The organism is Bradyrhizobium sp. YCK136, assembly GCF_044570075.1.
GTDB lineage: Bacteria > Pseudomonadota > Alphaproteobacteria > Rhizobiales > Xanthobacteraceae > Bradyrhizobium > Bradyrhizobium diazoefficiens.
Map to the genome: position 1 here is coordinate 2,747,005 of NZ_CP172424.1, position 26,248 is coordinate 2,773,252.

At 65.2% G+C, this 26,248-nt stretch carries 23 protein-coding genes; 8 read left to right on the forward strand and 15 right to left on the reverse strand.

The features are described from left to right. The gene (locus ACFLEY_RS12885) at positions 1–1,785 is read left to right on the forward strand and encodes a chloride channel protein (RefSeq protein ID WP_211433428.1); all 1,785 of its coding nucleotides are present in this window, start codon (positions 1–3) and stop codon (positions 1,783–1,785) included. Between the two features lie 89 nt (positions 1,786–1,874). On the opposite strand, the gene ACFLEY_RS12890 is transcribed toward ACFLEY_RS12885, so the two are convergent. Continuing rightward, the gene (locus ACFLEY_RS12890; RefSeq protein WP_027546509.1) at positions 1,875–2,123 is read right to left on the reverse strand and encodes a DUF2798 domain-containing protein; all 249 of its coding nucleotides are present in this window, start codon (positions 2,121–2,123) and stop codon (positions 1,875–1,877) included. A gap of 290 nt (positions 2,124–2,413) precedes the next feature. Between ACFLEY_RS12890 and ACFLEY_RS12895 the strand changes: the two genes are divergently transcribed. Beyond that, the gene (locus ACFLEY_RS12895) at positions 2,414–2,794 is read left to right on the forward strand and encodes a hypothetical protein (protein ID WP_060908383.1); all 381 of its coding nucleotides are present in this window, start codon (positions 2,414–2,416) and stop codon (positions 2,792–2,794) included. Between the two features lie 1,008 nt (positions 2,795–3,802). On the opposite strand, the gene ACFLEY_RS12900 is transcribed toward ACFLEY_RS12895, so the two are convergent. Then, entirely contained in the window at positions 3,803–4,261 is a 459-nt protein-coding gene (locus ACFLEY_RS12900; RefSeq protein ID WP_249163045.1) for a hypothetical protein, read from the reverse strand. 2 nt (positions 4,262–4,263) lie between these two features. Between ACFLEY_RS12900 and ACFLEY_RS12905 the strand changes: the two genes are divergently transcribed. The 4 genes from ACFLEY_RS12905 (at position 4,264) to uraD (ending at position 6,877) form a co-directional block, all read left to right on the forward strand. Beyond that, positions 4,264–4,542, forward strand: coding sequence for a hypothetical protein (locus tag ACFLEY_RS12905; protein ID WP_038966722.1), 279 nt, complete (start codon positions 4,264–4,266; stop codon positions 4,540–4,542). Positions 4,543–4,632: 90 nt separating this feature from the next. Continuing rightward, on the forward strand, positions 4,633–5,046 hold the full coding sequence (locus ACFLEY_RS12910) for a DUF3830 family protein (protein ID WP_011088906.1): 414 nt from the start codon (positions 4,633–4,635) through the stop codon (positions 5,044–5,046). Beyond that, the gene (gene puuE / locus ACFLEY_RS12915; protein WP_396604661.1) at positions 5,047–5,982 is read left to right on the forward strand and encodes an allantoinase PuuE; all 936 of its coding nucleotides are present in this window, start codon (positions 5,047–5,049) and stop codon (positions 5,980–5,982) included. 7 nt (positions 5,983–5,989) lie between these two features. Next, positions 5,990–6,877 carry a 2-oxo-4-hydroxy-4-carboxy-5-ureidoimidazoline decarboxylase gene (uraD, locus tag ACFLEY_RS12920; RefSeq protein WP_060908381.1) on the forward strand — a complete coding sequence of 296 codons (888 nt, stop codon included), beginning with the start codon at positions 5,990–5,992 and terminating at the stop codon, positions 6,875–6,877. On the opposite strand, the gene ACFLEY_RS12925 is transcribed toward uraD, so the two are convergent. The 3 genes from ACFLEY_RS12925 to ACFLEY_RS12935 are packed head-to-tail and all read right to left on the reverse strand — an operon-like array spanning position 6,878 to position 11,845. Then, positions 6,878–8,275 (reverse strand): nucleobase:cation symporter-2 family protein, encoded by a 1,398-nt coding sequence (locus ACFLEY_RS12925; protein ID WP_060908380.1) that lies wholly within the window; start codon positions 8,273–8,275, stop codon positions 6,878–6,880. It abuts the gene before it with no gap. A gap of 22 nt (positions 8,276–8,297) precedes the next feature. Then, positions 8,298–11,021, reverse strand: a complete 2,724-nt coding sequence (locus ACFLEY_RS12930) for a molybdopterin cofactor-binding domain-containing protein (RefSeq protein ID WP_060908379.1) — start codon at positions 11,019–11,021, stop codon at positions 8,298–8,300. Beyond that, positions 11,018–11,845: an FAD binding domain-containing protein gene (locus ACFLEY_RS12935; protein WP_060908378.1), complete on the reverse strand. Its 828-nt coding sequence runs from the start codon at positions 11,843–11,845 to the stop codon at positions 11,018–11,020. The genes ACFLEY_RS12930 and ACFLEY_RS12935 overlap by 4 nt, the downstream gene beginning before the upstream one ends. A 153-nt stretch (positions 11,846–11,998) precedes the next feature. Here ACFLEY_RS12935 and ACFLEY_RS12940 point away from each other — a divergent pair, with 153 nt between their 5' ends. Further along, positions 11,999–13,348 (forward strand): 8-oxoguanine deaminase, encoded by a 1,350-nt coding sequence (locus ACFLEY_RS12940; RefSeq protein ID WP_060908377.1) that lies wholly within the window; start codon positions 11,999–12,001, stop codon positions 13,346–13,348. A gap of 106 nt (positions 13,349–13,454) precedes the next feature. Here ACFLEY_RS12940 and ACFLEY_RS12945 read toward each other — a convergent pair whose 3' ends face one another. The 4 genes from ACFLEY_RS12945 to ACFLEY_RS12960 all read right to left on the reverse strand — a co-directional run bounded on the left by ACFLEY_RS12945 (position 13,455) and on the right by ACFLEY_RS12960 (position 18,160). After that, positions 13,455–14,531 (reverse strand): BMP family ABC transporter substrate-binding protein, encoded by a 1,077-nt coding sequence (locus tag ACFLEY_RS12945; RefSeq protein WP_060908376.1) that lies wholly within the window; start codon positions 14,529–14,531, stop codon positions 13,455–13,457. Positions 14,532–14,609: 78 nt separating this feature from the next. Continuing rightward, positions 14,610–15,527: an ABC transporter permease gene (locus tag ACFLEY_RS12950; protein ID WP_028174404.1), complete on the reverse strand. Its 918-nt coding sequence runs from the start codon at positions 15,525–15,527 to the stop codon at positions 14,610–14,612. Then, a complete protein-coding gene (locus tag ACFLEY_RS12955) occupies positions 15,514–16,605 on the reverse strand; it encodes an ABC transporter permease (protein ID WP_060908375.1) in 1,092 nt (363 codons plus the stop codon). Before ACFLEY_RS12955 ends, ACFLEY_RS12950 begins: the two co-directional genes overlap by 14 nt. Next, positions 16,589–18,160: an ABC transporter ATP-binding protein gene (locus ACFLEY_RS12960; RefSeq protein WP_060908374.1), complete on the reverse strand. Its 1,572-nt coding sequence runs from the start codon at positions 18,158–18,160 to the stop codon at positions 16,589–16,591. Before ACFLEY_RS12960 ends, ACFLEY_RS12955 begins: the two co-directional genes overlap by 17 nt. 582 nt (positions 18,161–18,742) lie before the next feature. Here ACFLEY_RS12960 and ACFLEY_RS12965 point away from each other — a divergent pair. After that, positions 18,743–19,849 carry a hypothetical protein gene (locus ACFLEY_RS12965; protein WP_060908373.1) on the forward strand — a complete coding sequence of 369 codons (1,107 nt, stop codon included), beginning with the start codon at positions 18,743–18,745 and terminating at the stop codon, positions 19,847–19,849. A gap of 195 nt (positions 19,850–20,044) precedes the next feature. Here ACFLEY_RS12965 and ACFLEY_RS12970 read toward each other — a convergent pair whose 3' ends face one another. From ACFLEY_RS12970 to ACFLEY_RS12995, 6 genes are read right to left on the reverse strand one after another with little or no spacing between them, the layout of a single operon-like run. After that, positions 20,045–20,479: a nucleoside deaminase gene (locus tag ACFLEY_RS12970; protein WP_060908372.1), complete on the reverse strand. Its 435-nt coding sequence runs from the start codon at positions 20,477–20,479 to the stop codon at positions 20,045–20,047. Positions 20,480–20,492: 13 nt separating this feature from the next. Next, the gene (locus ACFLEY_RS12975; protein ID WP_060908371.1) at positions 20,493–22,028 is read right to left on the reverse strand and encodes an ABC transporter ATP-binding protein; all 1,536 of its coding nucleotides are present in this window, start codon (positions 22,026–22,028) and stop codon (positions 20,493–20,495) included. After that, complete coding sequence (locus ACFLEY_RS12980) at positions 22,025–22,708, reverse strand: cysteine hydrolase family protein (protein WP_396604662.1); 684 nt, start codon at positions 22,706–22,708, stop codon at positions 22,025–22,027. The genes ACFLEY_RS12975 and ACFLEY_RS12980 overlap by 4 nt, the downstream gene beginning before the upstream one ends. A 25-nt stretch (positions 22,709–22,733) precedes the next feature. Further along, on the reverse strand, positions 22,734–23,657 hold the full coding sequence (locus tag ACFLEY_RS12985) for an ABC transporter permease (RefSeq protein ID WP_060908369.1): 924 nt from the start codon (positions 23,655–23,657) through the stop codon (positions 22,734–22,736). Between the two features lies 1 nt (position 23,658). Then, complete coding sequence (locus ACFLEY_RS12990) at positions 23,659–24,771, reverse strand: ABC transporter permease (protein WP_060908368.1); 1,113 nt, start codon at positions 24,769–24,771, stop codon at positions 23,659–23,661. Next, on the reverse strand, positions 24,768–25,880 hold the full coding sequence (locus ACFLEY_RS12995) for a BMP family ABC transporter substrate-binding protein (protein ID WP_060908367.1): 1,113 nt from the start codon (positions 25,878–25,880) through the stop codon (positions 24,768–24,770). Before ACFLEY_RS12995 ends, ACFLEY_RS12990 begins: the two co-directional genes overlap by 4 nt. Between the last annotated feature and the right edge of the window lie 368 nt (positions 25,881–26,248).

Below are 26,248 nucleotides of genomic sequence, written 5' to 3' on the forward strand. Positions count from 1 at the left end.
GTGTTCGTGCGGATCAGACATCTCGCCGATCGCAAGGGATCGAACCGCCTCATGGTTCGCCTGCGCGCGCTCTTGCGCAGCAACGAGTTCTACCTGATCCCGCTCGCACTGGTGATCGGCACGCTGGCCGGCGCCATCGTGACGCTGATGGCCGAGATCGCGCAGATTGCCCATATGGTCATCTACGGCATTCCCGTCGACGTCCGCCTGTCGGCCAACGCCAGGGTCAGCCCCTGGGCGGCGCTGATCGCGCCTGCGCTCGGCGGATTGGCGCTCGGCATCATGGAATGGTCGCGGCGGCGGATGAAGATCTCCAGCGCGGTCGACCCGATCGAGGCCAATGCGCTGCGCGGCGGCAATCTGTCGATGCGCGACAGCCTGGTGGTGTCGAGCCAGACGCTGATCTCCAACGGCTGCGGCGCCTCGGTCGGCCTCGAGGCCGGCTATACGCAGATCGGCTCCGGCATCGCCTCGCTGCTCGGCAAGTTCTTCAATCTGCGCCGCAACGATCTGCGCCTGATGGTCGGCTGCGGTGCGGCCGCCGCGATCGCCGCGGCGTTCGGCGCGCCGATCACCGGCGCCTTCTACGCCTGCGAGCTGATCGTCGGCGTCTATTCGGTCGGCAGCGCCGCCCCGATCCTGGCGGCCTCGCTCGCAGGTGCGCTGACCGCGCAATGGCTCGGCGGCGCGCCGTATTCGCTGGAGATACCGAAGGTCAGCGCCGTCGGCGTCGAGCAGTACCTGGCACTGATCGGTCTCGCCCTCATCACCAGCGGCGTCGGCATCGCCGTGATGCGCTCCTCGCCGATGTTCGAGCGCCTGTTCGCCTGGCTGCCGGTCTGGCTGCGTCCGGTGATGGGCGGCCTCGTCGTCGGCGGCTTTGCCATCGTCACGCCGCAGGTGCTGGCGGCCGGTCACGGCGCCATGGTGCTCGATCTCTTTCACGACATGACGATCGGCCTGATCGCGCTGATCATCGCCCTGAAGGTGACGGCCTGCTTGATCTCGCTCGCCTCGGGCTTCCGCGGCGGCCTGTTCTTCGCTTCGCTGTTCGTCGGCAGCCTGATCGGAAAGTTCTTCTCCGCGGTGTTGCTGATCAGCCCGAACTTCGTGATCGATCCGCTGGTGGCGATGCTGACGGGCATGGCGACGCTCGGCGTCGCAATCGTCGGCGGTCCCCTGACGATGTCGTTCCTCGTGCTCGAGATGACCCGCAATGTCGACGTCACCGCCGTGGTGCTGGCCGGCTGCATCGTGACCTCGATCTGCGTCCGCTTCATGTTCGGCCACTCCTTCTCGACCTGGCGCCTGCATCTGCGCGGCGAGACCATCCGCAGCGCCAACGACGTCGGCTGGCTGCGCAACCTGACCGTCGAGCGGCTGATGCGCTCCGACGTCGGCAAGGTGCCGTCGACCACGACGATCGCCGCCGTACGCCGCGAATTCGTGCTTGGCTCGCGGCCGGGAGTCGTCATCGTCAACAATGCGGACGAATATATCGGCCTCGTCCTGCTGCCCGATCTGTTCTCCAGCGACCTCGACACCATCGCCGACGACATCCAGGTGATCGAGCTCGCCCGCCTGATCGACATCGTGCTGATCCCGGAAATGAACGTGAAGTCGGCGATGGCGGTGTTCGACGAGGCGGAAGCCGAGATGCTGGCGGTGGTCGATTCCACCGACAGCCGCAAGGTGGTCGGCTTCCTCACCGAGAATTTCGCCCGTCGCCGCTATGTCGAGGAGATCGACAAGGCCACGCGCGGCGTGCTCGGGGCGCTGTCGTAAAGCGCGATGAGATTGCGATGAATCGTCATCGCGCTTCACGTTGGTGTTTGCGCGTGATCTTTCGGAAGACCGCTAGGCGCTGTTCCGGATCATTGCGATGGAGACGCGACCACGCAGGCCACGATCCGGCGGACCAGTGGCAGCACCATCAGCAGCGTTGGAAAGGCGACAAGCCATGACAGCGCCCAGGCGCCGGGCCAGGTCGCGAGGAAGGCCGGCGTTGCGCCGAGGCTTCGAAGCGTCGAAATGACTGACACCACGGCTGTCATGAGGATGGACAGCACAAAGGGCATCACGATCGGCGCATAGCGCGCCGGCAGTTTGCGAACCGCAATCATCTGATTTCTCTTACGGAAAAAGACGCGTCAGTCACGTTGAACCCTGCAAATGGCATCGATCCCGACGGCGTCGGTTGATGCGTTGGTTCACGTGAACGCTTACGGCGACCGAAAAACGGCGCGGCTGTTCATTATCCGCTCAGCTTGCGTGGCGCAAGCTGGATCAGGTGGTTCGGTTTATAATCGTTCAAGGCGTGGCAGATTGCCGCGATCACGAAACCATTTCAGTGCTTTGCGCGTTACCGACGGTTTGCATCGATGTGTTTGAGTGAAAGCAGAGGAAGGTCAAAATGAGCAGACTCATGATTTCCGCAGCCGGCCGCAACACCGTCCTGGCCGCGTGCGCAGGCCTGGCGCTGCTCGCAACCTCGGTATCGCCCTCGGCTGCGGCATCCCAGGGGCCGGCACAGGCGGCGTCCGCGAAGGCAGGTCAGGCCTCCTCCGACGTCACTGATTTCAGCGCAGCACGCCGCCACCGCTACTATCGACGCGGGCCGAACGCGGCGGGCCTCGCCTTCATGGGCGCCGCGGCGGGCATCATCGGCGGGGTGATCGCCGAGCAGCGACGCCGCGACTATTATGAGGACCACTATTACTATGGACGGCGTCCTTACTATGGCGGTCCGGGCTATTACGGCGGCAGTCCCTATTATTACGACCCGGGCTACTGATATCAGCCGTATTAGTCGGCTGTTTTCGCCATAGCTGTTTCGTCGCAGCCCGGGTGAGCGCAGCGATACCCGGGACCGCTGTAGCGCGTGGCAAGACCCCGGATGTCGCTTCGCTCATCCGGGCTACGAGATCTTGCCCGACGGGCAAAACACCTGCGAAGCTGTCAATCCACTTGCGCAAAAATATTCCACTTTACCGAAATTCGGAAATGCCGTATGTGTCGCCCATCCCGGCTCATCCTTGAGGGGCGATCTTGTGTCGTCACGTTTCGCGAGCCGGGCTTGCGGTGGACGCGGCAGCGTCGGGCGCGAGAGGTCAAGGGCAGGGCGGATTGCTCTCCGTGAGCCCAGGACTTCGCGCCAGATGAGCGGCGCTGTCAGGTTCGTCTCGCCTGTAAGTTTTCTGCTCCGTCGACAGGGCCGGGAAAACTGCGGCGAGCAAGCGAGCCGTGCGTACGGCAAAACCGTGTGGTCCTGGCCGTCGTTGCTACGGTCAAGCTCTTGCGAATGCGGCAGTTGCGTCAACCGGCGCGGTGCCGGCGACTTTCGCGAGAGCGAGGGAGGCCAGAACGAACTCGGCTCCCGGGAGAGCACGGCATAAGCCGTCCAACCACTGCGCAGGGAAGGCCGAGTGATTGGCTACACCTGTATGCTGCTGTGCGGTTCTTTTGCGCTACCTTTCGCGCAGCGGACCGCGGGTGCTAGGTCAGCACCCGGCCTTCCCTGCGCCCTCTTGGCTAATGAGGGTGGAGCGACGAAGCAAAGCTCGGGCGAATTAAGCCGCGAGGACGGGAAGGCGTGTCTGCGAGTCGGGACTCGAGTTAGAGGATGACGCCGATGCGTCTCGCTCCGTCATTGCGAGCGCAGCGAAGCAATCCAGAGTCTTTCCGCGGAGGCGGTCTGGATTGCTTCGTCGCATCAGCGCAAAATTGCTTCGCAATTTTGTCGCGGGCTCCTCGCAATGACGGCATTGAAGCAGTTGCGCTCTATCGCGCTAGGCTTCCAGCATCACCGTCCCGCCGGCGCCGACATGGCGCCGTTGGCGTAGCGCGACCAGTCGGGCGCGGTCGGCTGCGGCGGCCAGAGTGCGGCGTTGGAGTCGCGTACCGATTGAGTGATGGGAGCGGGTTGCGCCTTGCGGGCGTGGTGGCGGTCGCTGGCTGCGGCGGTCTGGATGGTGGCGGCGGCAATCAGCGTTGCGCCGAGAATGGCGAAAGTCTTTTGCATCGTTGTTTCTCCCGTGACGACGCTCCGGCTGTGAGACATGATTTCGTCGTCGCGGCTGACATGGCGATGGGCCCTGCCAAATATCAGCAGCGCCGGCCTCACGATCGGAAGCGCAGCCATCACGTTGCGGCGAGCAAATTTTTTGATCCCGGCTAAATATTCGGCAATCGGCCGGTTGGGCCCGATGGACTTGCCCCCGGCAATCCGGTTGAATGGGGCGAATTGGTTTTCAGGCGACAACGATGTCGAAATATCTGCTGGTCCTTCTTCTGATCTCCTCGCCGGCCGCGGCGCAGGTCAAGCTCACTCCGAAGAGTGCGGCGGCGCATCCGGACCCCTGCGCGCCGATCGGACGGACCGCGGACGGCAAGCTGGTCTACTCGATGAAATGCGAGAACCTTCCCGCACCGCCTCCACCCCCGCCGCAGGCGGAACTCAAGGAGGCGCCGCCGCCTGCCGCCGAGCCCGAGCCGGAGACGCGGCGGAGCGGCATTTTCGGCTGGTCCTACGACCGCAGGTGAGGGGCCGCGCCCCTTGCGCGAAGCCCGATGGAATGCTCTTTGCTTGAAAGTTCCCCGTGGGGCCTTTAGCCCCCGATCCAGAGAGATGAGATGAGCAAACTCGTTATCCGTGCCGGCGACTATACCTTCGATGCTCGCTTCGAGGAGCAACTGGCGCCCAAGACCGTTGCCGCGTTCCGCAAGGCTATGCCGTTCGAAAGCCACATCATCCACGTGCGCTGGAGCGGCGAGGCGGTGTGGATGCCGCTCGGCGACCTCGATTTCGGCGTCGGCTACGAGAACCACACCAGCTATCCCGCGCCGGGCCAGATCATCCTCTATCCCGGCGGCATCAGCGAGACCGAGATCCTGATGGCCTATGGCGGCGTGAGCTTCGCGAGCAAGATGGGCCAGCTCGCCGGCAATCACTTCATCACGGTGACCTCGGGGCTGGAGAATCTGGCGACGCTGGGCAAGAGCGTGCTGTGGAAGGGCGCGCTGCCGATCCGCTTCGAGGAAGTCTGAGTGACTGATACCCGCTACCCGCGCGATCTCCGCGGCTACGGCCGCAACCTGCCGCATCCGCAATGGCCGGGCGACGCGCGGGTCGCGGTGCAGTTCGTCGTCAATTTCGAGGAAGGCGGCGAGAACAACATCCTGCACGGCGATCGCGCCTCGGAAGCCTTCCTGTCCGACGTGCTCGGCGCGCAGCCCTGGCCGGGCCAGCGCCACGCCAATATCGAATCGATGTTCGAATATGGCTCGCGCGCCGGCTTCTGGCGGCTGTGGCGGATGTTCAGTGAGCGCAAATGGCCGACCACCGTGTTCGGCGTCGCCACCGCGCTGAAGCGCAATCCGGAAATCGTCGCCGCGATGAAGGAGTCCGGCTGGGACATCGCCAGCCACAGCCTGAAATGGATCGAGCACAAGGACATGACCGAGGCGCAGGAGCGCGCCGAGATCGTCGAGTCGATCCGCGTCCACCTTGAGGCGACCGGGTCGCGGCCGCTCGGCTGGTACACCGGGCGCTCCTCGATCAACACGAACCGCCTCCTGATGGAGGAGGGCGGCTTCCTCTATCTCTGCGACTCCTATGCCGACGATCTGCCCTATTGGGTCAAGGGCGCCGGGGGCAAGCAGCTCATCATTCCCTATACGCTGGACGCCAACGACATGCGGTTCATCAACCCGCAGGGCTTTGCCGAGGGTGAGCAGTTCTACACCTATCTGAAGGACGCCTTCGACGTGCTCTACGCCGAAGGCGAGACCGCGCCGAAGATGATGTCGGTGGGGCTGCATTGCCGCCTCGCCGGCCGGCCGGGCCGGGCCGCGGGGTTGATCCGCTTCCTGGATTACATCGGCAAGCACGAGCGCGTCTGGGTGCCGACGCGGCTCCAGATCGCGCAGCACTGGCACGACAAGCACGCGCATCTTGCTGCCGACGCCTTCGAGATCGGGTGAAGGTGTGATGTCGCAAATCTCGCTCGCCGATCTCAACGCCGCCGACAAAGCCGACTTCGTCGCGGCCCTCGCCAATGTCGTCGAATATTCGCCGTGGATTGCGGAGAAGCTCGCCGGGCAGCGGCCGTTCACCGGCATCAACCAGTTGCACGCCGCGCTGATGGCCGCGATCCAGAGCGCCGAGCCCGACGTGCAGCTGGCGCTGATCCGGGCGCATCCCGATCTCGCCAACAAGACCCAGCGCGCCGCGGGCCTGACGGCGGAATCGACCGACGAGCAGGACAGCGCCGGGCTCGACCGGCTGTCGGACGCCGAATATGCCGCGTTCGAGCGCGTCAACAATGCGTACCGTGAAAAGTTCGGCTTCCCCTACATCGTCTGCGTGCGCCGTCACACGAAGGATTCCGTGCTGCGCGACTTCGAAACGCGGCTGCTCAATATTGCCAAGACCGAGACGCGACGTGCGATCGAGGAGATCGGCCGCATCTCGGCGCTGCGGCTCGACCAGCTCGTCGTCGCCGACGACAAGCTCAAGGTGCATGGCCGGCTCTCGACGCATGTGCTGGACAATCACGCCGGCAAGCCCGCGCCAGGTATCCCGGTGGAGCTGATCGAGCTTGCGAGTCTCGGCGAGAGCCGCGTCATCGCGCGCACCGTCACCAATGCGGATGGGCGTACCGATCAGCCGTTGATCGGCGGCCGTCCGCTTCCGATCGGTCGCTACGAGCTTCGCTTCCGCGTCGCCAAATATTACGCCGAGCGCAACGTGCCGCTATCGGAGCCGCCGTTCCTCGACGAGATCCCATTGCGCTTTGCGATCAGCGAGCCGGAAAATCACTACCACGTGCCGCTGCTGGTCACGCCCTGGAGCTACGCGACCTATCGCGGCAGCTAGCTAGACATGTTGTGCGGATGACGCGACTGCCGCTGCATCCGCCTCGGCCGCAGCGCCGCCGCCCAAGCCGTTGAAGAAGGCGTTGAGCAGTACCGAGACCACCGCACAAAGCAAAATGCCGGACTCCAGCAGCGGCTGTAGATCATGCGGCAGGTTCCGGAAGAACCCGGGCGCGGCGAGCGGGATCAGGCCGAAGCCGATCGAGATCGCGACGATGAAGAGATTGTAGCGGTTGGTGCGGAAATCGACCGAGGTGAGGATGCGCGCGCCTGTTGCCGCGACCATGCCGAACATCACGAGGCCCGCGCCGCCGAGCACGACCAGCGGCACCGCCTCGACCAGCGCCGCGAGCTTCGGCAACAGGCCGAGGCCGAGCATGATGCAGCCGCCCGTCACCGTCACCCAGCGCGAGCGCACGCCGGTGACGGAGACGAGGCCGACATTCTGCGAGAACGAGGTGTAGGGAAAGGTGTTGAAGATGCCGCCGAGCAGCGTGCCGACGCCGTCGGCGCGCAGGCCCCGGCTCAGGGCTTCGCGGTCGACCGTCTTGCCGGTGATGTCGCCGAGCGCGAGGAACATGCCGAGCGACTCGATCATCACCACGATCATGACGACACACATGGTGACGACGGGCACGAGGTGGAATTGCGGCATGCCGAAGCGGAACGGGATCACCAGCGCGCCCCAGGAGGCAGCACTGACCTTGTCGAAATGCATCACGCCCAGAATGGTCGCGAGCACGGCGCCGGCGACGATGCCGAGCAGCACGGAGACGTTGGCGAGGAAGCCGGTGCCCCATTTGATCAGGCCGAGGATGAAAAGCAGCACGAACAGCGAAATGCCGAGCCCCTGCAATTGCCCATAGGCCGGATTGGGAAAGCTGCCGGCAACGCCGTCGACGACCTTCGTCAAGGTCGGCAGGCCGCCGCCGGCCCAGTTGATCCCGACCCGCATCAAGGAGATGCCGATGACGAGAATGATGCTGCCGGTGACGACCGGCGGAAACAGCGGCAGCAGCCGGCTGACGAAGGGCGCGGCGACGATGCCGAACAGGCCGGCGGCGATGACGGAGCCGTAGATGCCGAGCAGGCCGATGTCGGGCGCGGCGGCCATCGAGAGCATCGGTCCGACCGAGGCAAACGTTACGCCCATCATCACGGGCAGGCGGATGCCGACGCCGGGGAAGCCGAGGCATTGCACCAGCGTCGCAAGCCCGCAGGCGAACAGGTCGGCGCTGATCAGGAAGGCGACGTCCTCCGGCGGCAGCTTCAGCGCGCGTCCGATGATCAGCGGCACCGCGACCGCGCCGGCATACATCACCAGCACATGCTGGAGCCCGAGCGCGAGCAGGCGCGGGACCGGCAGGACTTCGTCGACGGGATGGACCTCGCTGCTCACGAATGAATCCCCCAAAATAGGCCTAACCAAATTTATCGTGCAGCGCCGGAAACAGCCGGTCCGGCTTGAACGGCGGCGCCGTGAAGCGGATGCCGGTGGCGTCTGCAATCGCGTTGCCGAGCGCCGCGGCGACCGGATTGTACGGACTCTCGCTCATCGACTTCGCGCCCAAGGGGCCGATGGTGTCGGAGGTCTCGGCGAAGAAGACTTCGGTGCGCGGCACGTCCGCGAAGGTGGGCAGGTGGTAGTCGCGGAATTTGGCGTTGGTGACGCGGCCGTCCGCGTCGATCACCATCTCCTCGTAGAGCGCAGCACCAAGCGCCTGCGCGACGCCGCCCTCGACCTGGCCGCGGCACTGCATGGGATTGGCGACGACGCCGGCGTCGGCGGCCTGCACGCTTCTGAGAATCTTGAGCTCGCCGGTGCCCTTGTTCACCGCCACGCGAAAGCCCTGCACGTTGAAGCCGACCGAACGCGGCGTGCCGCCGGAATTGCCTTGTGCTGCGAGCGGCTGGCCGCGTTCGCGCGCAAGCTTCGCAAGCTCCACAAAGGACATGCGCCTGACGCCGCTCACGACGAACTCGTCCTCGAGCGCGCAGCTTCCGACATCGCAAAGCCAGGCGCCGGCCGCGGCCGCCCTCAAGTCCGTGGCAAGCTGCATGGCGGCTGCATGCGTCGCCTTGCCGGCGACGAAGGTGCCCGCGCTGCCATAGGCGCCGGTGTCGTGGCCGCCATGGGCGGTGTCGGACTGGCGCAGGCGAATCCTGTCGACGGTGGTCGCCAGCGTCGTCGCCGCGATCTGGCGGTGGACCGTGCTGGTGCCGTTGCCGAACTCGGCGGTGCCGACGGTAAGATCGAAGCCGCCGTCGTCGTTGAGCGCGATCATGGCGTCCGCGATGTGGCCGGCGGGCGGCACGGTGTCGATCATGGTCAGCGCGATGCCGTCGCCGATCAGCCATTCCGGCGACAGCTCCGGCCGCGGGCCATCCGCCTGCATCGCGCGCTCGACGAGATCGAGGCACTGGTCGAGCCCGTAGGAGCCATAGAGCACGTCGTGAAATTCGGATGGCGGCGGCGACAGCATGGGGTCGCCTGGCTTGACGATGTTGCGCCGGCGCATGTCGTAGGGGCTGATGCCGAGCTGCCCGGCCAGCTCGTCGATTGCGGCCTCGATCGCGATCAGCGTCTGCGGCAGGCCATAGCCGCGAAACGCACCCGATGGCACCGTGTTGGTGTAGACGGCGTAGCCGTCGACCCGCTTGTTCGGACAATTGTAGACGGCGATGGACTCGGACAGCGAGTGGAACATCACCGGGCCGGCGTGATTGCCGTAGGCGCCGGTGTTGGAGAGCACGTCGAGCTGGAGTGCGGTGAGCTTGCCGTCGGCATCGGCACCGGCCTTGATGTGGACCCGCATCGGATGCCGCGTCGACGTCGCGATGAATTGCTCCTCGCGGGTGAGCTCCAGCTTCACGGGGCGTCCGGTCTTCAGCGCGGCGAGCGCAAGGATATCCTCGACGAACATCTCCTGCTTGCCGCCAAAGCCACCGCCGACGCGCTCGCAGAACACGCGGACCCTGTCCATGGGCAGCTGGAAAATGTCGGACAGGGCGCGCCGGGTCAGGAACGGCACCTGCGTCGAGGTGCGGACGTTGAGCACGCCGGAGGCGTCGAGCCAGGCGAGGCCGCCATGGGTCTCCAGCGCGGCGTGCTGCACGCGATGGCTGTGGAAGGTGGCTTCGTAGGTGACGGCAGATGTGGCAAGTGCTGCTGCGACATCGCCGAACTCGCCATGGGTCTCAGCCGCAAGGTTGCGCCTGGCGTCGGCGACGCGGTTCTCGGTGGTGCGGTCGGGATGAATGATGGGTGCGCCGGGCGCCATCGCCTGCTCTGGATCGATCAGCGCAGCCAGGACCTCGTAAGTGACCTTGAGCCTCCGGCAGGCTTCCTCGGCGGCGCCTTCGCTTTCGGCGACGACCGCCGCGACCTTCTGGCCGATGAAGCGCACGACGTCGTCGAGGATGCGGGTGTCCTCGGGGTCCATCCAGTCCTTCTCGTGTCGCGCGGTCGAGATCAGCACCGATGGCGCGTCCTCATGCGTCAGCACCGCATGCACGCCGGGAACGCTGAGCGCCGCAGACTTGTCGATCGCGGTGATTCTGGCGTGCGCGTGAGGCGAGCGGAGCAGCTTGATGTGCAGCAGGCCGTCAATCTGCGTGTCGAACGTGTAGCGTGCCTTGCCGCGCACGACATCGGGACCTGCTGGCGCCGGAAGGCTGCGGCCGAAGGCGGCGCCGGCCTCGACGCTCTCCTCGACGTTGATCTTGCCGAGCAGCGCGTCCTCGATCGCGCGATAGCCGGTGCAGCGGCAGATATTGCCTTTCAGCGCGGCGCCGAGATCGGTGCGCTGCGCCTGGTTCAGCGAGGCGCAGGTCAGGATCATGCCGGCGGTGCAGAAGCCGCATTGAAAGCCCTGCGCATCGAGGAAGGCCTGCTGCATCGGATGCGCGCCGTGCTCGCCGCCGAGGCCCTCGATCGTGGTCACAGTGCGCCCCTCGGCGCGGAACGCCGGGATCAGGCAGCTGTGCACCGGCTCGCCGTCGAGCAGCACGGTGCAGGCGCCGCAATCGCCGGCATCGCAGCCCTTCTTGACGCCGAAATGACCGAGCTCGCGCAGGAACGTGCGGAGGCACTGGCCGGCGCGCGGCTCCTGCGGAAACGTCTTGCCGTTGATCTCGAAGCTCATGACGGCGTTGCCCCCAGGAGTTCGCCGCGAATCTCTTCGGCGAGCCGCAACGTCATGTGCTTGCGCCAGAGCGGCTTGCCGTGGATGTCGGTGTGGTAGAGGTCATCGGTGATCTGCTGCACGATCGCGTCGCGAACCGCGCTCGCGTCCGGGGCTTTGTGAAAGGTGAGGCGGATCGGCCGCACCGTCGATGCGGTGACTGTCAGCGCCAGCGTGCCGTCGCTATCGAGGCTGCCGATCAGGAGTGCCGCTGAGCGGCCGACCGGGGCGAGCGAGATCTGGCGAAACGCCGTACGGCGCTTCAGCGCGGCAATCGGGATATCGATCTGCCGCAGCAGGTCTCCCGGCGTCAGGCGGTTGCGCTGGTTGCCGGTGACGAAGTCGATGACGGGAATCTTCTGTTCGCCGCCGCCAGCCTTCCAGATCGTGCAGACGCCGTCGAGCGCTGATGTGAGCGAGATCATCGGTCCCGCCGGCAGCGACATGCAGAGATTGCCGCCGACGGTCGCGGTCTTCCAGATCTTGAACGAAGCGAGGAACGCGCGGCAGCACTGGCTGATCAGCGGCGCTGCGAGCCAGTCGGCCGGGCAGGCGAGTCCGTCGATCTGCGCGACGGTGCAAGTGGCGGCGATGCCGAGATGGCTCTCGGTGATCGTCAGCGCCGGCCATTTCAGATCGGTGAGATCGATCAGGCGCGTCAGCTGCGCTTGCGGCTCCGAGAACAGCCAGGTGCCGCCTGCGAGCCAAGCATCGCCTGGCGTCCAAACGGGCAGCTGCGCGCGCGTTTGCGGATGGGCTACGGCTGTGATGGTATTCAAGTCCATGGCTGCGCCAGCGCTTGCATCGAGTGATTTGTACCGAGAGAAAGTCTTGCAAGACCAGAGCCAAGTCGCAACAAGAAGTCGCAGCGGGAACGCGATTGGGCTGGCCTCCGCCTTGCAGGTCTGCCGTCAGCGGATGTGGGGAGAAACAGGATCATGAGCGACGCAAAGCCGATCTGGATCAGGGACCCCCTGGCCATCCTCGCCGACGGCGCCGGGCGCGGGATCGTGGTGAAGGATGGCCGGATCGTCGAGCTCGTGCCGGCCGGCGGCGTGCCTGCGACCGCGGATGTCGCGGTGTTCGACGCGAGCGAACACGTCGTGCTGCCGGGCCTTATCAACACCCATCATCATTTCTACCAGACGCTGACGCGGGCGCTGCCGGCGGCGATGGACCGCGAGCTGTTTCCCTGGCTCCAGGCGCTCTATCCGGTGTGGGCGAGGATGACGCCGGAATCGCTGGAGCTCGGTGTGACCGTGGCGATGTCCGAGCTGCTGCTGTCGGGCTGCACCACCACGACCGATCATCACTACGTGTTCCCGGCGGGGCTCGAGGAGTCCGTCGATATCGAGGTCGGAGTCGCAAAACGGCTCGGCGTGCGCGTGCTGCTGACGCGCGGCTCGATGAACCTGTCGCAGCGCGACGGCGGCCTGCCGCCGGACAGCGTCGTGCAGGACGAGGACACGATCCTCGCCGACAGCGCACGCGTCGTCGCGAAACATCACCAGCGCGGTGCGGATGCGATGGTGCAGATCGCGCTGGCGCCTTGCTCGCCGTTCTCGGTGACGACCTCCCTGATGCGCGCGACCGCCGATCTCGCCGACAAGCTCGACGTGCGCCTGCACACCCATCTCGCCGAGACCGAGGACGAGAACAAATTCTGCCAGCAGATGTATGGCTGCCGTCCGCTCGACTATCTCGAGCGATGCGGCTGGCTCAACGCGCGGACCTGGCTCGCCCACGGCATCTTTTTCAACGCCGACGAGATCAAGCGGCTCGGCAAGGCCAGAACGACCATCAGCCACTGCGCCTGTAGCAACCAGCTTCTGGCGTCCGGCTGCTGTCCGGTCTGCGAGATGGAGGATGCCGGTGTCGGGATCGGCATCGGCGTCGACGGCTCGGCCTCGAACGACGGGTCGAATCTGATGCAGGAGGTGCGGGCCGCGTTCCTCCTGCAACGGGCGCGCTACGGGGTGACGAAGGTCAGCCACAAGGATGCCCTGCGCTGGGCGACCAAGGGCTCGGCGGCCTGTGTCGGCCGGCCGGAACTCGGCGAGATTGCCGTGGGCAAGGCAGCCGATCTGGCGCTGTTCAGGCTCGACGAACTGCGTTTCTCCGGCCATGGCGATCCCCTGGCCGCGCTGGTGCTGTGCGGGGCATACCGGGCCGACCGGGTCATGGTGGCAGGACAATGGGCCGTGATCGACGGCGCGATTCCGGGACTGGATGTCGCCGATCTCATCCGCCGCCACAGTTCCGCGGCGCGGGCGATGCAGGCGGGATAGGAGCGGACTAAAAAGAGGGGGCAACCACAAGTGCCGGGTGCTTGTGGCTACCCCCTCCGAACCTCCTCCGGGAGGAGCAGGTGGTCCAGGCAATGCAAGAAGCGTGCTACTTGCCCGGTAGCTTGTCTTCGATGCCCTTGATGTAGAAATTCATGCCAAGGATCTGGCCGTCAGCGAGATTGGCGCCGCCCTTGCACTCGACCTCCTTGCCGTCCTGCCCAACGATCGGGCATTTGAACGGATGCAGCTTGCCGGCGGTGATCGCGGCCTGGGCATCCTCGGCCATCTTCTTCACGTCGTCGGGCATGTTGGTGTAGGGCGCCATCGCGAACATGTGGCTGTCGAGGCCGCCCCAGGTGTCCTCGGACTTCCAGGTGCCGGCCAGCTCGGCCTTGACGCGCTCGATGTAGTAGGGGCCCCAGGTGTCGAGGATCGAGGTCAGCTGGGTCTTGGGCCCGAACTTGATCATCTCGGAATCCTGGCCGAAGGCGAGCTTGCCGCGTTCGCTGGCGATCTGCATTGCCGCCGGCGAGTCGGTGTGCTGCATGATCACGTCGGCGCCCTGGTCGATCAGCGCCTTGGCGGCGTCGGCTTCCTTGCCCGGGTCGAACCAGGTGTTGGCCCAGATGATCTTGACCTTGATGTTCGGATTGATGGTCTGCGCCGCGAGGATCGTCGCGTTGATGCCGGAGACGACCTCGGGAATCGGGAACGAGCCGATATAGCCGAGCACGCCCGACTTCGACATCTTGGCCGCGATCAGGCCCTGGATGTAGCGGCCCTGGTACCATTTGGCCGAATAGGTCGACATGTTCTTGTCGCGCTTGTAGCCGGTGGCGTGCTCGAAATGCACGTTCGGATACTTCTTGGCGACCTTCAGCGTCGGGTCCATGTAGCCGAACGAGGTGGTGAAGATCAGCTTGTTGCCGGCGCGGACGAGTTGCTCGATGGCGCGCTCGGCGTCGGGACCTTCAGGGACGTTCTCGAGCGTCGTGGTCTCGATCTTGTCGCCCAATTCCTTCACCAGCGCCAGGCGTCCTTGTTCGTGCTGGTAGGTCCAGCCGAGGTCGCCCACCGGGCCGAGGTAAATGAAGCCGACTTTCAGCTTGTCGGCGGCGGAGGCGGCACTGACGCTTCCGGCAAGCAGAAGCCCGGCAGCCAGCGCAAGAAGTGATTTTCTCATCATCAATCTCCAGATAGTCGGGGAAAGCCACGATCCGCAGCGTGCGCGCCCCATCGCGCCCGCCGCGGAAATGAAAACTCAGCGGTCAGGCACGAACACGGTGCCGAGCGCGGCCGGCGCGGTCGAGCCGCCGGTGCGCGCGCGGGACAACAGGACCAGGACGATGACGGTCGCGAGGTAAGGCAGCGCCGACATGAATTGCGAGGGAATGCCGACGCCCCAGCCCTGCGCGTGCAGTTGCAGGATGGTCACCGCGCCGAACAGATAAGCACCGACCACGAGCCGGCCCGGCCGCCAGGACGAGAACACCACCAGCGCCAGCGCGATCCAGCCGCGACCCGCGGTCATGCCCGGAATGAAGAACGGCGTATAGGCGAGCGGCAGATAGGCGCCGGCAAGGCCGGCGCAGGCGCCGCCGAACATCACGGCGAAGGTGCGGATGCGCAGCACGGGATAGCCGAGCGCGTGCGCCGAGACGTGATTGTCGCCGCAGGCGCGCAGGATCAAGCCCGCCCGCGTGCGGTACAGGAACCACCAGACGCCGATGATCAGCGCGATGGAGAAATAGACGAAGGCGTCCTCGCCGAACAGCACGCGGCCGACCAGCGGAATGTCGGTGAGGCCGGGAAGGGCGAGATGCGCAGCCGGCGTGATGCGCTCGCCGACGAAGCCGGCGCCGATCAGGCCGGAGAGCCCGATGCCGAGAATGGTCAGCGCGAGGCCCGTTGCGACCTGGTTGACGGCCAGCCCGAGCGCCATCAGCGCGAAGATCAGCGACATCAGCGCGCCCGCGACGATGCCGAACAGCGCGCCGACCAGAATCGAGCCGGTCAGCCAGGCGCCGGCAAAGCCGCAGGCCGCGCCGACGATCATCATTCCCTCGACGCCGAGATTGAGCACGCCGGAGCGCTCGGTCACGAGCTCGCCGGTCGCCGCGATCAGGAGCGGCGTCGAGGCGGCGAGCACCGCAAGGATGATGGCTTCAACCAGTTCCACGGGCCACCTGTCGGTTCGGGAACACCAGCTTGAAGCGGTAGAGGATGAGGGAGTCGCAGGCGAGCACGTAGAACAACAGAATGCCCTGAAACACCTTGGTGACATCCAACGGGATCTTCATCGCGATCTGCGCCTGCTCGCCGCCGATAAAGGTCAGTGCGAGAAAAAGACCTGCAATTAATATTCCAAGCGGGTTCAGCCGGCCGAGGAAGGCGACGATGATCGCCGTAAAACCGTAGCCTGGCGAGATGCCGGGCTGGAGATGCCCGACGGGACCCGCGACCTCAATGATGCCGGCAAGGCCCGCGAGCGCGCCGGAAACCGCGAAGGTCAGGATGATCAGCTGGTCGGCGTTGAATCCGCCGAACCGCGCCGCGCGGGGCGCTGCGCCGACTACGCGAATCTCGAAACCCTTGATGGTTCGTCCGAGCAGGATCGCTGCCGCCGCAACGACGAGCAGGGCGATGATCGAGCCGAGATGCAGCCGGCCGCCTTCGATCAGCAGCGGCACCGTCGCCACCGGATCGAATTCGGCGGTGGTCGGGAAGTTGAAGCCGTGCGGATCGCGCCAGGGGCCGCGCACGAGATAATCAAGGAAGAGGTCGGCGACATAGACCAGCATCAGGCTGGTCAGGATTTCACTGGCGCCGAACTTCACCTTGCAGATCGCCGGGATCAGCGCATAGAGCGCGCCTGCAGCGGCTGCGAGCACGAGCATGGCCGGCAATACCCAGGCCCCGGCGTCAGTGCCTTGCGTCTTCACCGCGATCCAGCTTCCGGCGACCGCGCCGATCAGGAATTGCCCCTCGGTGCCGATGTTCCAGGCATTGGCGAGATAACAGAGCGACAGGCCGATCGCGATCATCACCAGCGGCGTCGCCTTCACCGCGATCTCCTGGAGCGAATAGCCGTCGGTCAGTGGCGCGATGAAATAGGCATGCAGGGCGAGGAGCGGATTCTTGCCGAGGATCGCGAACAGGATGGTCATGGTGACGATCGTCAGGCCGATCGCGATCAGCGGCGAGACCAGCGCGATCGTGTTGGAGCGCTCGGCGCGCTTCTCAAGCACCAACTGCATGCGCGGCCTCCTTCGGCTCCAGGCTGCTGCCGCCCATCAAAAGGCCGAGTTTTTCGCGGGTCGCTTCGCTTGTTGCGAGCGGCGCCGACAGGTGGCCGTGGAACATCACGGCGATGCGGTCGGCGATCTCGGCGAGCTCGTCGAGATCCTGGCTTGTCACCAGCACCGCGGCGCCGGCGGTCGCGAGATCGAGCAGCGCCTGGCGGATCACCGCGGCGGCGCCGGCATCGACGCCCCAGGTCGGCTGGCTGACCACCAGCACTGCCGGGTTGCGCAGGATCTCGCGGCCGACGATGAACTTCTGCAGATTGCCGCCGGAAAGGCTCGCAGCCTCCGGATCGCGCTTGGCCTTGCGCACGTCGAAGGTTTCGGTCGCGCGATCGACGGTCTTCAGCGTCGCGGCGGTGTCGATGAAGCCGCGATGGACCATGCCGCTGGCGGCGTGCCCGGTCAGCAGCGCGTTCTCCGACAGCTTCATGCGCGGTGCGGTGCCGTGGCCGAGCCGCTCCTCGGGAACGAAAGCGGCACCCAGCTTGCGCCGCTGCGTGATCGACAGATGCCCGGCGGCGATGCCTTCGATCACCACCGTGCCGGGGTCCTTGGACAGGCGCTCGCCGGAGAGCGCGGCGAACAGCTCGTCCTGGCCGTTGCCGGCGACGCCGGCGATGCCGAGAATCTCGCCGCCTTTCAGCTCGAACGAGATGTGCTCCAGCCGAACGCCGTGCGCTTCGCTCGGCGCGAGCGAGAGGTCGTTGACGACGAGCCGCGGCACGGTGGTCTTGCGGCCGGCGGGCGCTTTGACCTCCTTGATCTCGCCGCCGACCATCATGCGCGCGAGCGAGGCGGCGGTCTCGAGCCGGGGATTGCAGGTGTCTACTTTCTTGCCGCCGCGCAGGATCGTGGCGGTGTCGCAGAGGCGCTTCACCTCCTCCAGCTTGTGGCTGATGTAGAGGATGGCGCGGCCTTCGGCCCTCAGCCGCTGCAGCACGATGAAGAGCTGGTCGGCCTCCTGCGGCGTCAGGACGGCGGTGGGCTCGTCCAGGATCAGGAATTTCGGATCCTGCATCAGCGCACGGACGATCTCGATGCGCTGGCGCTCGCCGACCGACAATTGCCAGACCTCGCGTCTGGGGTCGAGCGGCAGTCCATAGGTCTTCGACACCTGCTCCAGCCGCGCCGACATGTACTTGAAGGATTCTTTCCCATCGAGGCCGAGCGCGACGTTCTCGGCAACGGTGAGGTTGTCGAACAGCGAGAAATGCTGGAACACCATGCCGATGCCGCGGCTGCGAGCTTCCGACGGGCCCGACAGCACGATTCGTTCGCCCTGCCAGCGAATCTCGCCGGCGCTGGGTTGGATCAGCCCGTAGATCGCCTTGACGAGCGTGGATTTGCCGGCGCCGTTCTCGCCCAGCAGCGCGTGGATTTCCTTCGGCCAGATATCGATGTCGATGGAGTCGTTGGCGAGGAAATCCCCATAGCGCTTGGTGAGCCCGAGCGTCTGAAGCAGCGGGGACTCGCCGGAATGCAGGCCGTTAGGCGTCGGATCTAACATTCGCTGATGCGCTTGCATGGGGTGAAGTGCCTCAATAGTGAGCTAGTTTGAACCGCCGCGTAAGGTGTGAAAAAGCGTCATCCCTTGCTCAACGCTTCGGCAGGCGGTTGATGACGGCGAGTCGCCGCTCTCGCCGTGCGCGGATCGTGCTCCAGCGCCTCAGGACTGTCCTTGCGGGCGCGGCTTGCGCGTGACGTCTGTTGCAAATTTGTGACGGTTCAAGCCAAATCGGAACCGGCTGTGCAGGCTTGACGTGGAGTTGAGCAAAGTCGCGCCACCGCGCGTATGCATTTGCAGGCCGACGTGACGATGGCCGCCGATCATCATGTCTGTCCTTTCGCCCCGACATGAAAAGCAAACAAAATCAAACGGGAATGTCCGGCAATGGCCCGCCCTGCCTTACCGCATGCAGGCAGGTGGGAGCGCACAAGAATCCTCAAAACTCCGCGGAGAAGAGCCACCGGCTGCCGAAACAAGCGGCATGCCTTGAAAAAAGTTGAGGCTTCTCACCCCGGGAGATCGGCGCAAGTGTCGCACCCAAGGGACATTCATTTTTACGTGTCCAAACTGGGGGTATTCAGGATGTCGTTTCGTTTCAAGGCAATTGCAGCCGCCGCGCTGTCACTTGCTACGCTCGCTACCGGTGGCCTGGCCCAGGCGGCGGATCTGCCGGTCAAGGCTGCCAAGAAGCCGGCCGACCTCCCGTTCTTCCTGGTGATCGACAACCGCGTCACGTTCTCCTGGATGCCCAAGGGCACCGACCCCGGCATGTGGAGTGTTCGCCCCGACGGCAGCATCAACGGCACCACAGCCAAGCAGGTCTACTCCTTCACCCACTTCGACCTCTGGGCCTACGGCACCAACTTCTTCACCATCTCGATGTTCAAGTCGGGTCACAATGACCCCGCCAGCCCTTGCGTCGCGCCCGGCGTGAACATCGGCGGCACCGCCAGCGACTGCGCGGGTGCGACCGAGATCTATGGCCTGTTCCGCTCGACCTTCGGCTGGAACGAGATCTTCAACACCAAGGCCTTCACCATGGGGCCGCTGCACAACATCTCGTTCGAAGTCGGCATGGACGCCAACACCGAGAACACCTTCCTCGCGCCCGCCAAGCGCGACGTCGTCGCCGGTCTCCAGTTCGCCTTCGACCTTCCCTACAAGGGCTACATCAACGTCGCTCCGTTGATGTACTGGGAGTTCTCGAACCACAACGCCTTCACCCAGTGCGGCCTGTTCGGACCGGGCGTTGCGGGCGTGACGTGTAACTCGGACGGCAATGTCAGCTACAACCCGACCTGGGCCGTCGAGATCAACTACTACATGGACCTCGGCTTCCTGCCGCCCAACATGCAATTCTGGTCGATCAGCGGCCGCGCCGGCTGGTACGGACCGAAGGGCGACTCGAACGGCCTTCCCGCGCTGTCTGGCACCGGCATCTTCAGCACCAAGTCCAAGACCGAGCTGAACAGCGAACCGATCCGCCTGACCTTCGATGCCTCGAAGGCGGTCTGGGGTGACAAGTACTCGCACTTCGTCGACCTCTGGGTTGCCTACCGCTACTGGCAGAACAAGTTCGGTCTCGACCACAACGCCATGGCGGGTGTCTGCACGGTCGCCGCGACCGGCCAGAGCACCAAGAGCTGCACCGAATCGACGGTCTACGGTGGCATCACTGTGAAGTTCTAATCGGCTGAAGACTCCAAGCTGCAACGATGGCGCCGCGCATGACCCGTGCGGCGCCATTTGTATTTACGGGAAGACGCTGCCGTAGGGCGGGCAAAGCGAAGCGTGCCCACCACTTCTGCTTCGATTGCATTCAAATGGTGGGCACGGCGCAAGAGCGCCTTTGCCCACCCTACGCTTCCGAGTTTGTGGTGGCGGCTACTTCGTCCACACGCCGTCGTGCAGCACCTCGGCCTCGTCCTCCAGCAGCGGCCCGACGACTTCCGTCGGTCGCTGGCCGCTGGCAAAGACCGTGACGCCGCGCAGGCGGTGCTCACTGAGGCCGTAGACGACGCGGCCGATGCCGGCCCAGTAGATCGCCCCGGCGCACATCGCACACGGCTCTGCCGAGGAGTAGAGCGTGGCCTCTGCCAGCACCTCGCGGCTGAGCGTGCGGCAGGCCTGCGTGGCCGCGAGGCGCTCGGCATGCGCAGTGCCGTCGCAATCAGGCATGTAGCCGTTCTCGGTCTCGATCAGCACCTTGCCGTCCGCAGCGACGACGACGCAGCCGAAGGGATGGTTGCCATGGGTGAGGGAACGGCGGGCGACCGCAAAGGACAGACGCAGAAAGTGCTCGTCGCGTGCGCCGTCCATCGGTCCTCCGCAGTCAGTGTCCCGCCATGTGCCGACCGATCACGGTGAGATCGGCCTCGCTGGTTCGTGCTTCATACACGAACTCGCCGTGGAACATTACCACGAGGCGATCGGACAGTTCGAGCAGTTCATCGAGGTCTTCGCTGACGAGCAGCACCGCCGCGCCGCGGTTGCGGGCCGCCATGATCTCGGCGTGGATCTGCGCCACCGCCGCGAAGTCGAGACCGAAGCAGGGATTGGCGGCAATCAGCACCTCGACGTCGCCGCCGAGCTCGCGGGCCAACACGGCGCGCTGGACATTGCCGCCCGAGAGCGCCGAGATCGGCGTATCGGGCGTTCGAGTCTTGATCTTGTACTGCCCGATCTTCTTCATGGCGTCGTTGCGGAAGGCACTGCGATTGAGCCACCAGCCGCCGCTGGCGAACGGCGCGCGGTCGAACTCGCGGAAGGCGATGTTGTCGGCGACGCTCATGCCGCCGACACAGGCGTTCTTCAGCGGCTCCTCGGGCAGCAGCGACATCTTGTGGCGCCGCATCTCCTCGCGGCTGGCGTGATAGGGATCGCCGGCGACGCGGACCTCGCCGCTCTCGGCCTCGCGCTGGCCGGCCAGCACCTCGACGAGCTGGCGCTGGCCGTTGCCGGAGACGCCGGCAATGCCGACGATCTCGCCGGCGCGCACGGTGAGGGAAACGTCATGGACGGCAATGGCGCCGGCGTCGTCGAGCGCGCGAATTTTTTCCAGCTCCAGCCGCGCCTGGCCGGCTTCGCCGGTGCGCGGCGGCTGCACGGTCAGCTCCTCGGCGCCGATCATGGTGCGCGCCATCGCGTCCGGCGTCAGCTCGGCAACCTTGCCGGCTCCGGCGAGCTTGCCGCGGCGCAGGATCGTGACCTCGTCGGCAAATGCCATGACCTCGCGGAACTTGTGCGTGATCATCAGGATCGTCAGCTCGCCTTTGACGACCATCTCGCGCAGCATGCCGAGCACTTCGTCGGCCTCCGCCGGCGTCAGCACCGAGGTGGGCTCGTCCAGGATCAGGAAGCGGCGCTTCAGATAGAGCTGTTTCAGGATCTCGCATTTCTGCCGTTCGCCGGCCGAGATGTCTGAGACTCTTGCGGAGAGCGGCACCTTGAAGGGCATCCGCGCCAGAAAGGCCTCGAGCTGCTTCATCTCCTTCGACCAGTCCACCACGGCCGGCACATTATCATCACGTGCCAGAACGAGGTTTTCGGCGACCGTCATGGCCGGCACCAGCGTGAAGTGCTGGTAGACCATTCCGAGGCCGAGGGCGTGAGCGTCTTTCGGGTTGGCGATCGCCTGCTCGCGGCCGCCGACGATGATGTCGCCCTCGGTTGCGTGGTAATAGCCCATAATGCACTTCACGAGCGTCGACTTGCCGGCGCCATTCTCGCCGAGCAGCGCATGGAATGACCCCGGCCGCACCTTCAGCTCGACATTGTCGAGCGCCAGGAAATCGCCGAAGCGCATGGTCATGGCGATGGCGTCGACGCCGAACGCGCCTGAGGGCGGAGGCGTTTCGCCGATGATCACGAAATCGCTCCTATGAAGGCCTCGGAGGTCGAGACCGCGCCGAATACGCCGCCCTGCATCTTGATCATCTTCAGCGCATGATCGTGATTGCACTTGTCTGTGGCGCCGCAGCAATCGTGCAGCAGGACACATTCGAAGCCGCGGTCATTGGCCTCGCGCATGGTGGTGTGGACACAGACGTCGGTGGTGATGCCCGTCAGCACGATGCTCTCGATGCCGCGCACGTGCAGGATCAACTCCAGGTCGGTGGCGCAGAACGAGCCCTTGCCAGGCTTGTCGATGATGGGCTCGCCCGGCAGGGGGCTAAGCTCCTCGATGATGTCCCAGCCGGGCTCGCCGCGCACCAGGATACGTCCGCAGGGTCCGGGGTCGCCAATGCCGGCGCCGATCTGCCGCGAGCGCCAGCGCTTGTTGGCGGGCAGGTCGGAGAGATCGGGACGATGGCCCTCGCGGGTATGGATGATGTGAAAGCCTTGGGCGCGCATCGCCGCGAGCAGCTTCTTGATCGGCTCGATCGGCGCCCGCGTCAGCGAGAGGTCATAGCCCATCTTGTCGACGTAGCCGCCGACCCCGCAGAAATCGGTCTGCATGTCGATGATGATCAGCGCCGTGTTCTCGGGACGGAGGTCACCGTTATAAGGCCAGGCATAGGGCTCGGACTTGATGTAGCGCTCGGGCATGGACGACCTCGTTGCGTGTCGCGTGTTACCGTGTGATCGAGAGTTCGGCGGGCGCGCCGGTCAGCGTGCGTTTGGGCGAGCAGGTGATGATCATGATCGCCAGCGTCAGGATGTAGGGCGCGGCGTTGAAGAGGTGATAGCCTGAGGTGACGCCGACCGATTGCAGTGCCGGTCCCAGCGCCGCGGCGCCGCCAAAGGCGAGCGAGGCCCACAGGCAGAGCAGGGGATCCCAGCGCGCGAAGATGACAAGCGCGACCGCGGTGATGCCCTGCCCGGAGGACAGGCCCTCGTTCCAGCTTCCGGGATAGAACAGCGACAGGAACGAGCCGATGCCGGCGAGGAAGCCGCCGACCATGGTGGCACGCAGGCGGATCAGCAGCACGGAATGGCCCATGGCGCGTGCAGCGTCAGAGCTTTCGCCGGCGGTGCGAATGAGAAGGCCCCAACGTGTGGTCCGGAAGGCCCAGTAAAGGATCGGCGCGAGCGCGACGCCGATCAGGAACAGGACATTGACGCGTAGCGCCGCGCGGACCTGCGGGATGTCGCTCCACCAGCCGAAATCGATCGCGGGCAACCGCGGTGCGGTGGGCTCGATCAGCGGCTTGCCGAGATAGAAGGCAAGCCCGGTGCCGAACAGCATCAGGGCGATGCCGACCGCGACGTCGTTGACGCGCGGCAGCGAGCAGATGCCGGCATGCAGTGCGCCGAGAAGCGCCCCGGTGATGCCGGCGGCGAGCACACCCAACCATGGTGATCCCGAGAGATAGGAGATGCCGTAGGCGCTCATCGCGCCCATCACCAGCGTGCCTTCGAGGCCGAGATTGATGCGGCCTGAGCGCTCCGTGATGCATTCGCCCAGGCTCACGAACAGGAAAGGCGTGGAGACGCGAATGGCTCCGCCGAGCACGGCGAGCGGGACGGTCCAGAGTCCGATCGATCCGTCTGCCATCTCAGGATCTTCCCTTCAAAAATCCGATGCGGCCGTAGAGCGCATCGCTGGCCAGCACGAAGACGAAGATGATGCCCTGGAGCACCAGCACGGAGGCGTCGGGCAGCCCCAGGCGGCGCTGCAACAGGCCGCCGCTGGCGCTGATGCCGCCGAGCAGGATCGCGACGGGGATGATGGCGAGTGGATTTTGCCGCGCCAGGAACGCAACGAGAATGCCGGTGAAGCCGTAGCCAGCCGCGAGATTGGCGTTGGTGCGCCCCTGCACGGCCGCGACCTCGACCATGCCGGCAAGGCCTGCTGCGCCGCCGGCGAGGAAGCAAACGGTCAGGATCAGCTTGCTGACGCCGAGGCCGACGATCTTCGCGGCGCGGATGTTGCCGCCGGCGACCCGCGCGGCGAAGCCGAACACGGTGTGATAGATCAGGATGTAGGCGGCGATCGCCGCGATCAGGCCGAAGACGAGACCCCAATGCACGTCGGTGCCGGGGATGGAGCCGATCATGTTGGCGGCACCGATCTCGCGGGTCGACGGCTTGTTGAGGCTGGCGGGATCGCGCATCAACCCCTCGACGAGATGGTTGAGGATCGCGAGCGCGATGTAGACGAGCAGCAGGCTCGAGATGGTCTCGTTGACGCCGCGGTACTGCCGAAGCGCGCCGGATAGCATGATCCACAGACCGCCACCGATCACGCCGGCGATGACCATGGCGATCTGCACGATGAGTGGAGGCATGCCCTGAAGCAGCAGCGCGGCGCTGGTCGCCGACAGCGCGCCGATCAGCAGCGCGCCTTCGCCGCCGATGATGACCATGCCGAGCTGCGCGGGCAGCGCGGTGCAGAGCGCGGTGAGGATCAGCGGCGCTGCGCGCGTCAGCGTGTTCTGCCAGGAGAACCAGGTGCCGAAGGCGCCGTAGTACATGTAGAAATAGAGGTCGAGCGGGTTCTTGCCGAACATCGCGACGAAGATGCCGAAGACCACGAGCGCGCCGGCCAGCGCCGCGCCCGGGATCAGGATGTATTCAATTGTCGCGCCGTGGCGCTGGAGGAAGCCGGGATCGGCGGCCGGGGCAATCGTCCCGACCGCTTCAGTGGAATCCGCCGCTTCCGTCGTCACGAAGTCGCTCCGATCACGCCTTCGACGAGGTAGTCCATCTTCTCGAGTTCAGGATCCTTCTGGCCCCGATCGGTGCCGGCAGGGATCGCCGTCTTGCCCTTGTTGTCGACGAGCCCTCCCTTGAAGATCGCGTATCCTTCCGCCGACAAGAACTTGGCCTTGATGTCGTCGGCATGCTTGCGCGCTTCGGCGGAGACGGCTTCGCCATAGGGCGAGGTCTTGACGATCTCTTCCTTGAGGCCGCCGCGATAGAAGTTCGGGATGCTCTCGCCGGCGGCGATCATCTTGACGAATTTCGGATAGAGCGCTTCCCAATTCCACTCGGCGCCGGTGAGATACGCCTTCGGCGCGAGCGGCGACTGGTTGGTGTGATAGCCGCAGACGAAGGCGCCGCGGCGCGCCGCGTTCTCGACCATCGTCTTCGGCCCGTCGACGTGGCAGGTGAGGACGTCCACGCCCTGGTCGATCAGGCTGTTGGTGGCTTCGGCTTCCTTGACCGGCATAGACCAGTCACCGGTGAAGATCACCTGCGTCGTCGCCTTGGGATTGGCGAGCTTTGCGCCGAGCGCGAAGGCATTGATGTTGCGCAGCACCTGCGGGATCGGCTTTGCGGCGACGAAGCCGAGCTTGCCGCTCTTGGAGGTGTAGCCGGCGACGATGCCGGAGATGTACTGGGCTTCGTCGATATAGCCGAAATAGCTGCCGGCGTTCTTCGGGTCCTTGTCGGTCCAGAGGCCGCCGCAGTGCTCGAAGCGCAGCTTCGGGAACTTGTTGGCCATCTTGATCATGTGCGGATTGTAGTAGCCGAACGAGGTCGGGAAGAGCAGGGTGGCGCCATCGAGATTGATCATGGACTCGATCGTCTTCTCGACCGCGTCGGTCTCCGGCACCTTCTCTTCCTCGACGACCTTGAGGCCGGGAATCTTCTTTAGCGCTGCCGCGCCCTGGGCATGCGCCTGGTTGTAGCCGTAGTCGTCGCGCGAGCCGACATAGATGAAGCCGATGGTGGTGTCGGCCGCGAAGGCCGGGCGGGCGCCCGCCGCCGCGCCGAGGGTGAGGGCCGCGCCGCCCTGCAACAAATGACGTCGTGAAATCCTGCCAATATCCATTGCTTGCTCCCCTTGGCGGATGCCCCGCCTTGATCTCGCGGCCACCGCCGGTTTGGCGGAGCCGGGATAAGTTGTCGCAAGCTTTGTGCCAGAGGCTATGAAGTGTGCATAGCGATCCAAGTATTTGAAAAATAAATGATATATATCTTGTTGGAATCCTGCTGAGGAAAATAGCAGATCAATTTATAGGCAATATCGTTCTATTGTATGCAGTGGCGTTGAGCAGTCTTAACCAGCTCTCGCATGTGCATGACTGGCGTCGGACAGTCTGCCGGCGAGGCGCATTCATGCTAACCACGCGCTGATTGGGACGGCGCCGGCCGCATTATTTTGCTGGCACCGAACTTGTATCGATCGCCGCCAGGACC

Bases quoted from the DNA above. Each gene is read 5' to 3' on its own strand.
- ACFLEY_RS12890 (WP_027546509.1), bottom strand. From the start codon at position 2,123: ATGATTGCGGTTCGCAAACTGCCGGCGCGCTATGCGCCGATCGTGATG.
- ACFLEY_RS12895 (WP_060908383.1), top strand. From the start codon at position 2,414: ATGAGCAGACTCATGATTTCCGCAGCCGGCCGCAACACCGTCCTGGCC.
- ACFLEY_RS12905 (WP_038966722.1), top strand. From the start codon at position 4,264: ATGTCGAAATATCTGCTGGTCCTTCTTCTGATCTCCTCGCCGGCCGCG.
- ACFLEY_RS12910 (WP_011088906.1), top strand. From the start codon at position 4,633: ATGAGCAAACTCGTTATCCGTGCCGGCGACTATACCTTCGATGCTCGC.
- uraD (WP_060908381.1), top strand. From the start codon at position 5,990: ATGTCGCAAATCTCGCTCGCCGATCTCAACGCCGCCGACAAAGCCGAC.
- ACFLEY_RS12930 (WP_060908379.1), bottom strand. From the start codon at position 11,021: ATGAGCTTCGAGATCAACGGCAAGACGTTTCCGCAGGAGCCGCGCGCC.
- ACFLEY_RS12935 (WP_060908378.1), bottom strand. From the start codon at position 11,845: ATGGACTTGAATACCATCACAGCCGTAGCCCATCCGCAAACGCGCGCG.
- ACFLEY_RS12940 (WP_060908377.1), top strand. From the start codon at position 11,999: ATGAGCGACGCAAAGCCGATCTGGATCAGGGACCCCCTGGCCATCCTC.
- ACFLEY_RS12945 (WP_060908376.1), bottom strand. From the start codon at position 14,531: ATGAGAAAATCACTTCTTGCGCTGGCTGCCGGGCTTCTGCTTGCCGGA.
- ACFLEY_RS12955 (WP_060908375.1), bottom strand. From the start codon at position 16,605: ATGCAGTTGGTGCTTGAGAAGCGCGCCGAGCGCTCCAACACGATCGCG.
- ACFLEY_RS12960 (WP_060908374.1), bottom strand. From the start codon at position 18,160: ATGTTAGATCCGACGCCTAACGGCCTGCATTCCGGCGAGTCCCCGCTG.
- ACFLEY_RS12965 (WP_060908373.1), top strand. From the start codon at position 18,743: ATGTCGTTTCGTTTCAAGGCAATTGCAGCCGCCGCGCTGTCACTTGCT.
- ACFLEY_RS12970 (WP_060908372.1), bottom strand. From the start codon at position 20,479: ATGGACGGCGCACGCGACGAGCACTTTCTGCGTCTGTCCTTTGCGGTC.
- ACFLEY_RS12980 (WP_396604662.1), bottom strand. From the start codon at position 22,708: ATGCCCGAGCGCTACATCAAGTCCGAGCCCTATGCCTGGCCTTATAAC.
- ACFLEY_RS12985 (WP_060908369.1), bottom strand. From the start codon at position 23,657: ATGGCAGACGGATCGATCGGACTCTGGACCGTCCCGCTCGCCGTGCTC.
- ACFLEY_RS12995 (WP_060908367.1), bottom strand. From the start codon at position 25,880: ATGGATATTGGCAGGATTTCACGACGTCATTTGTTGCAGGGCGGCGCG.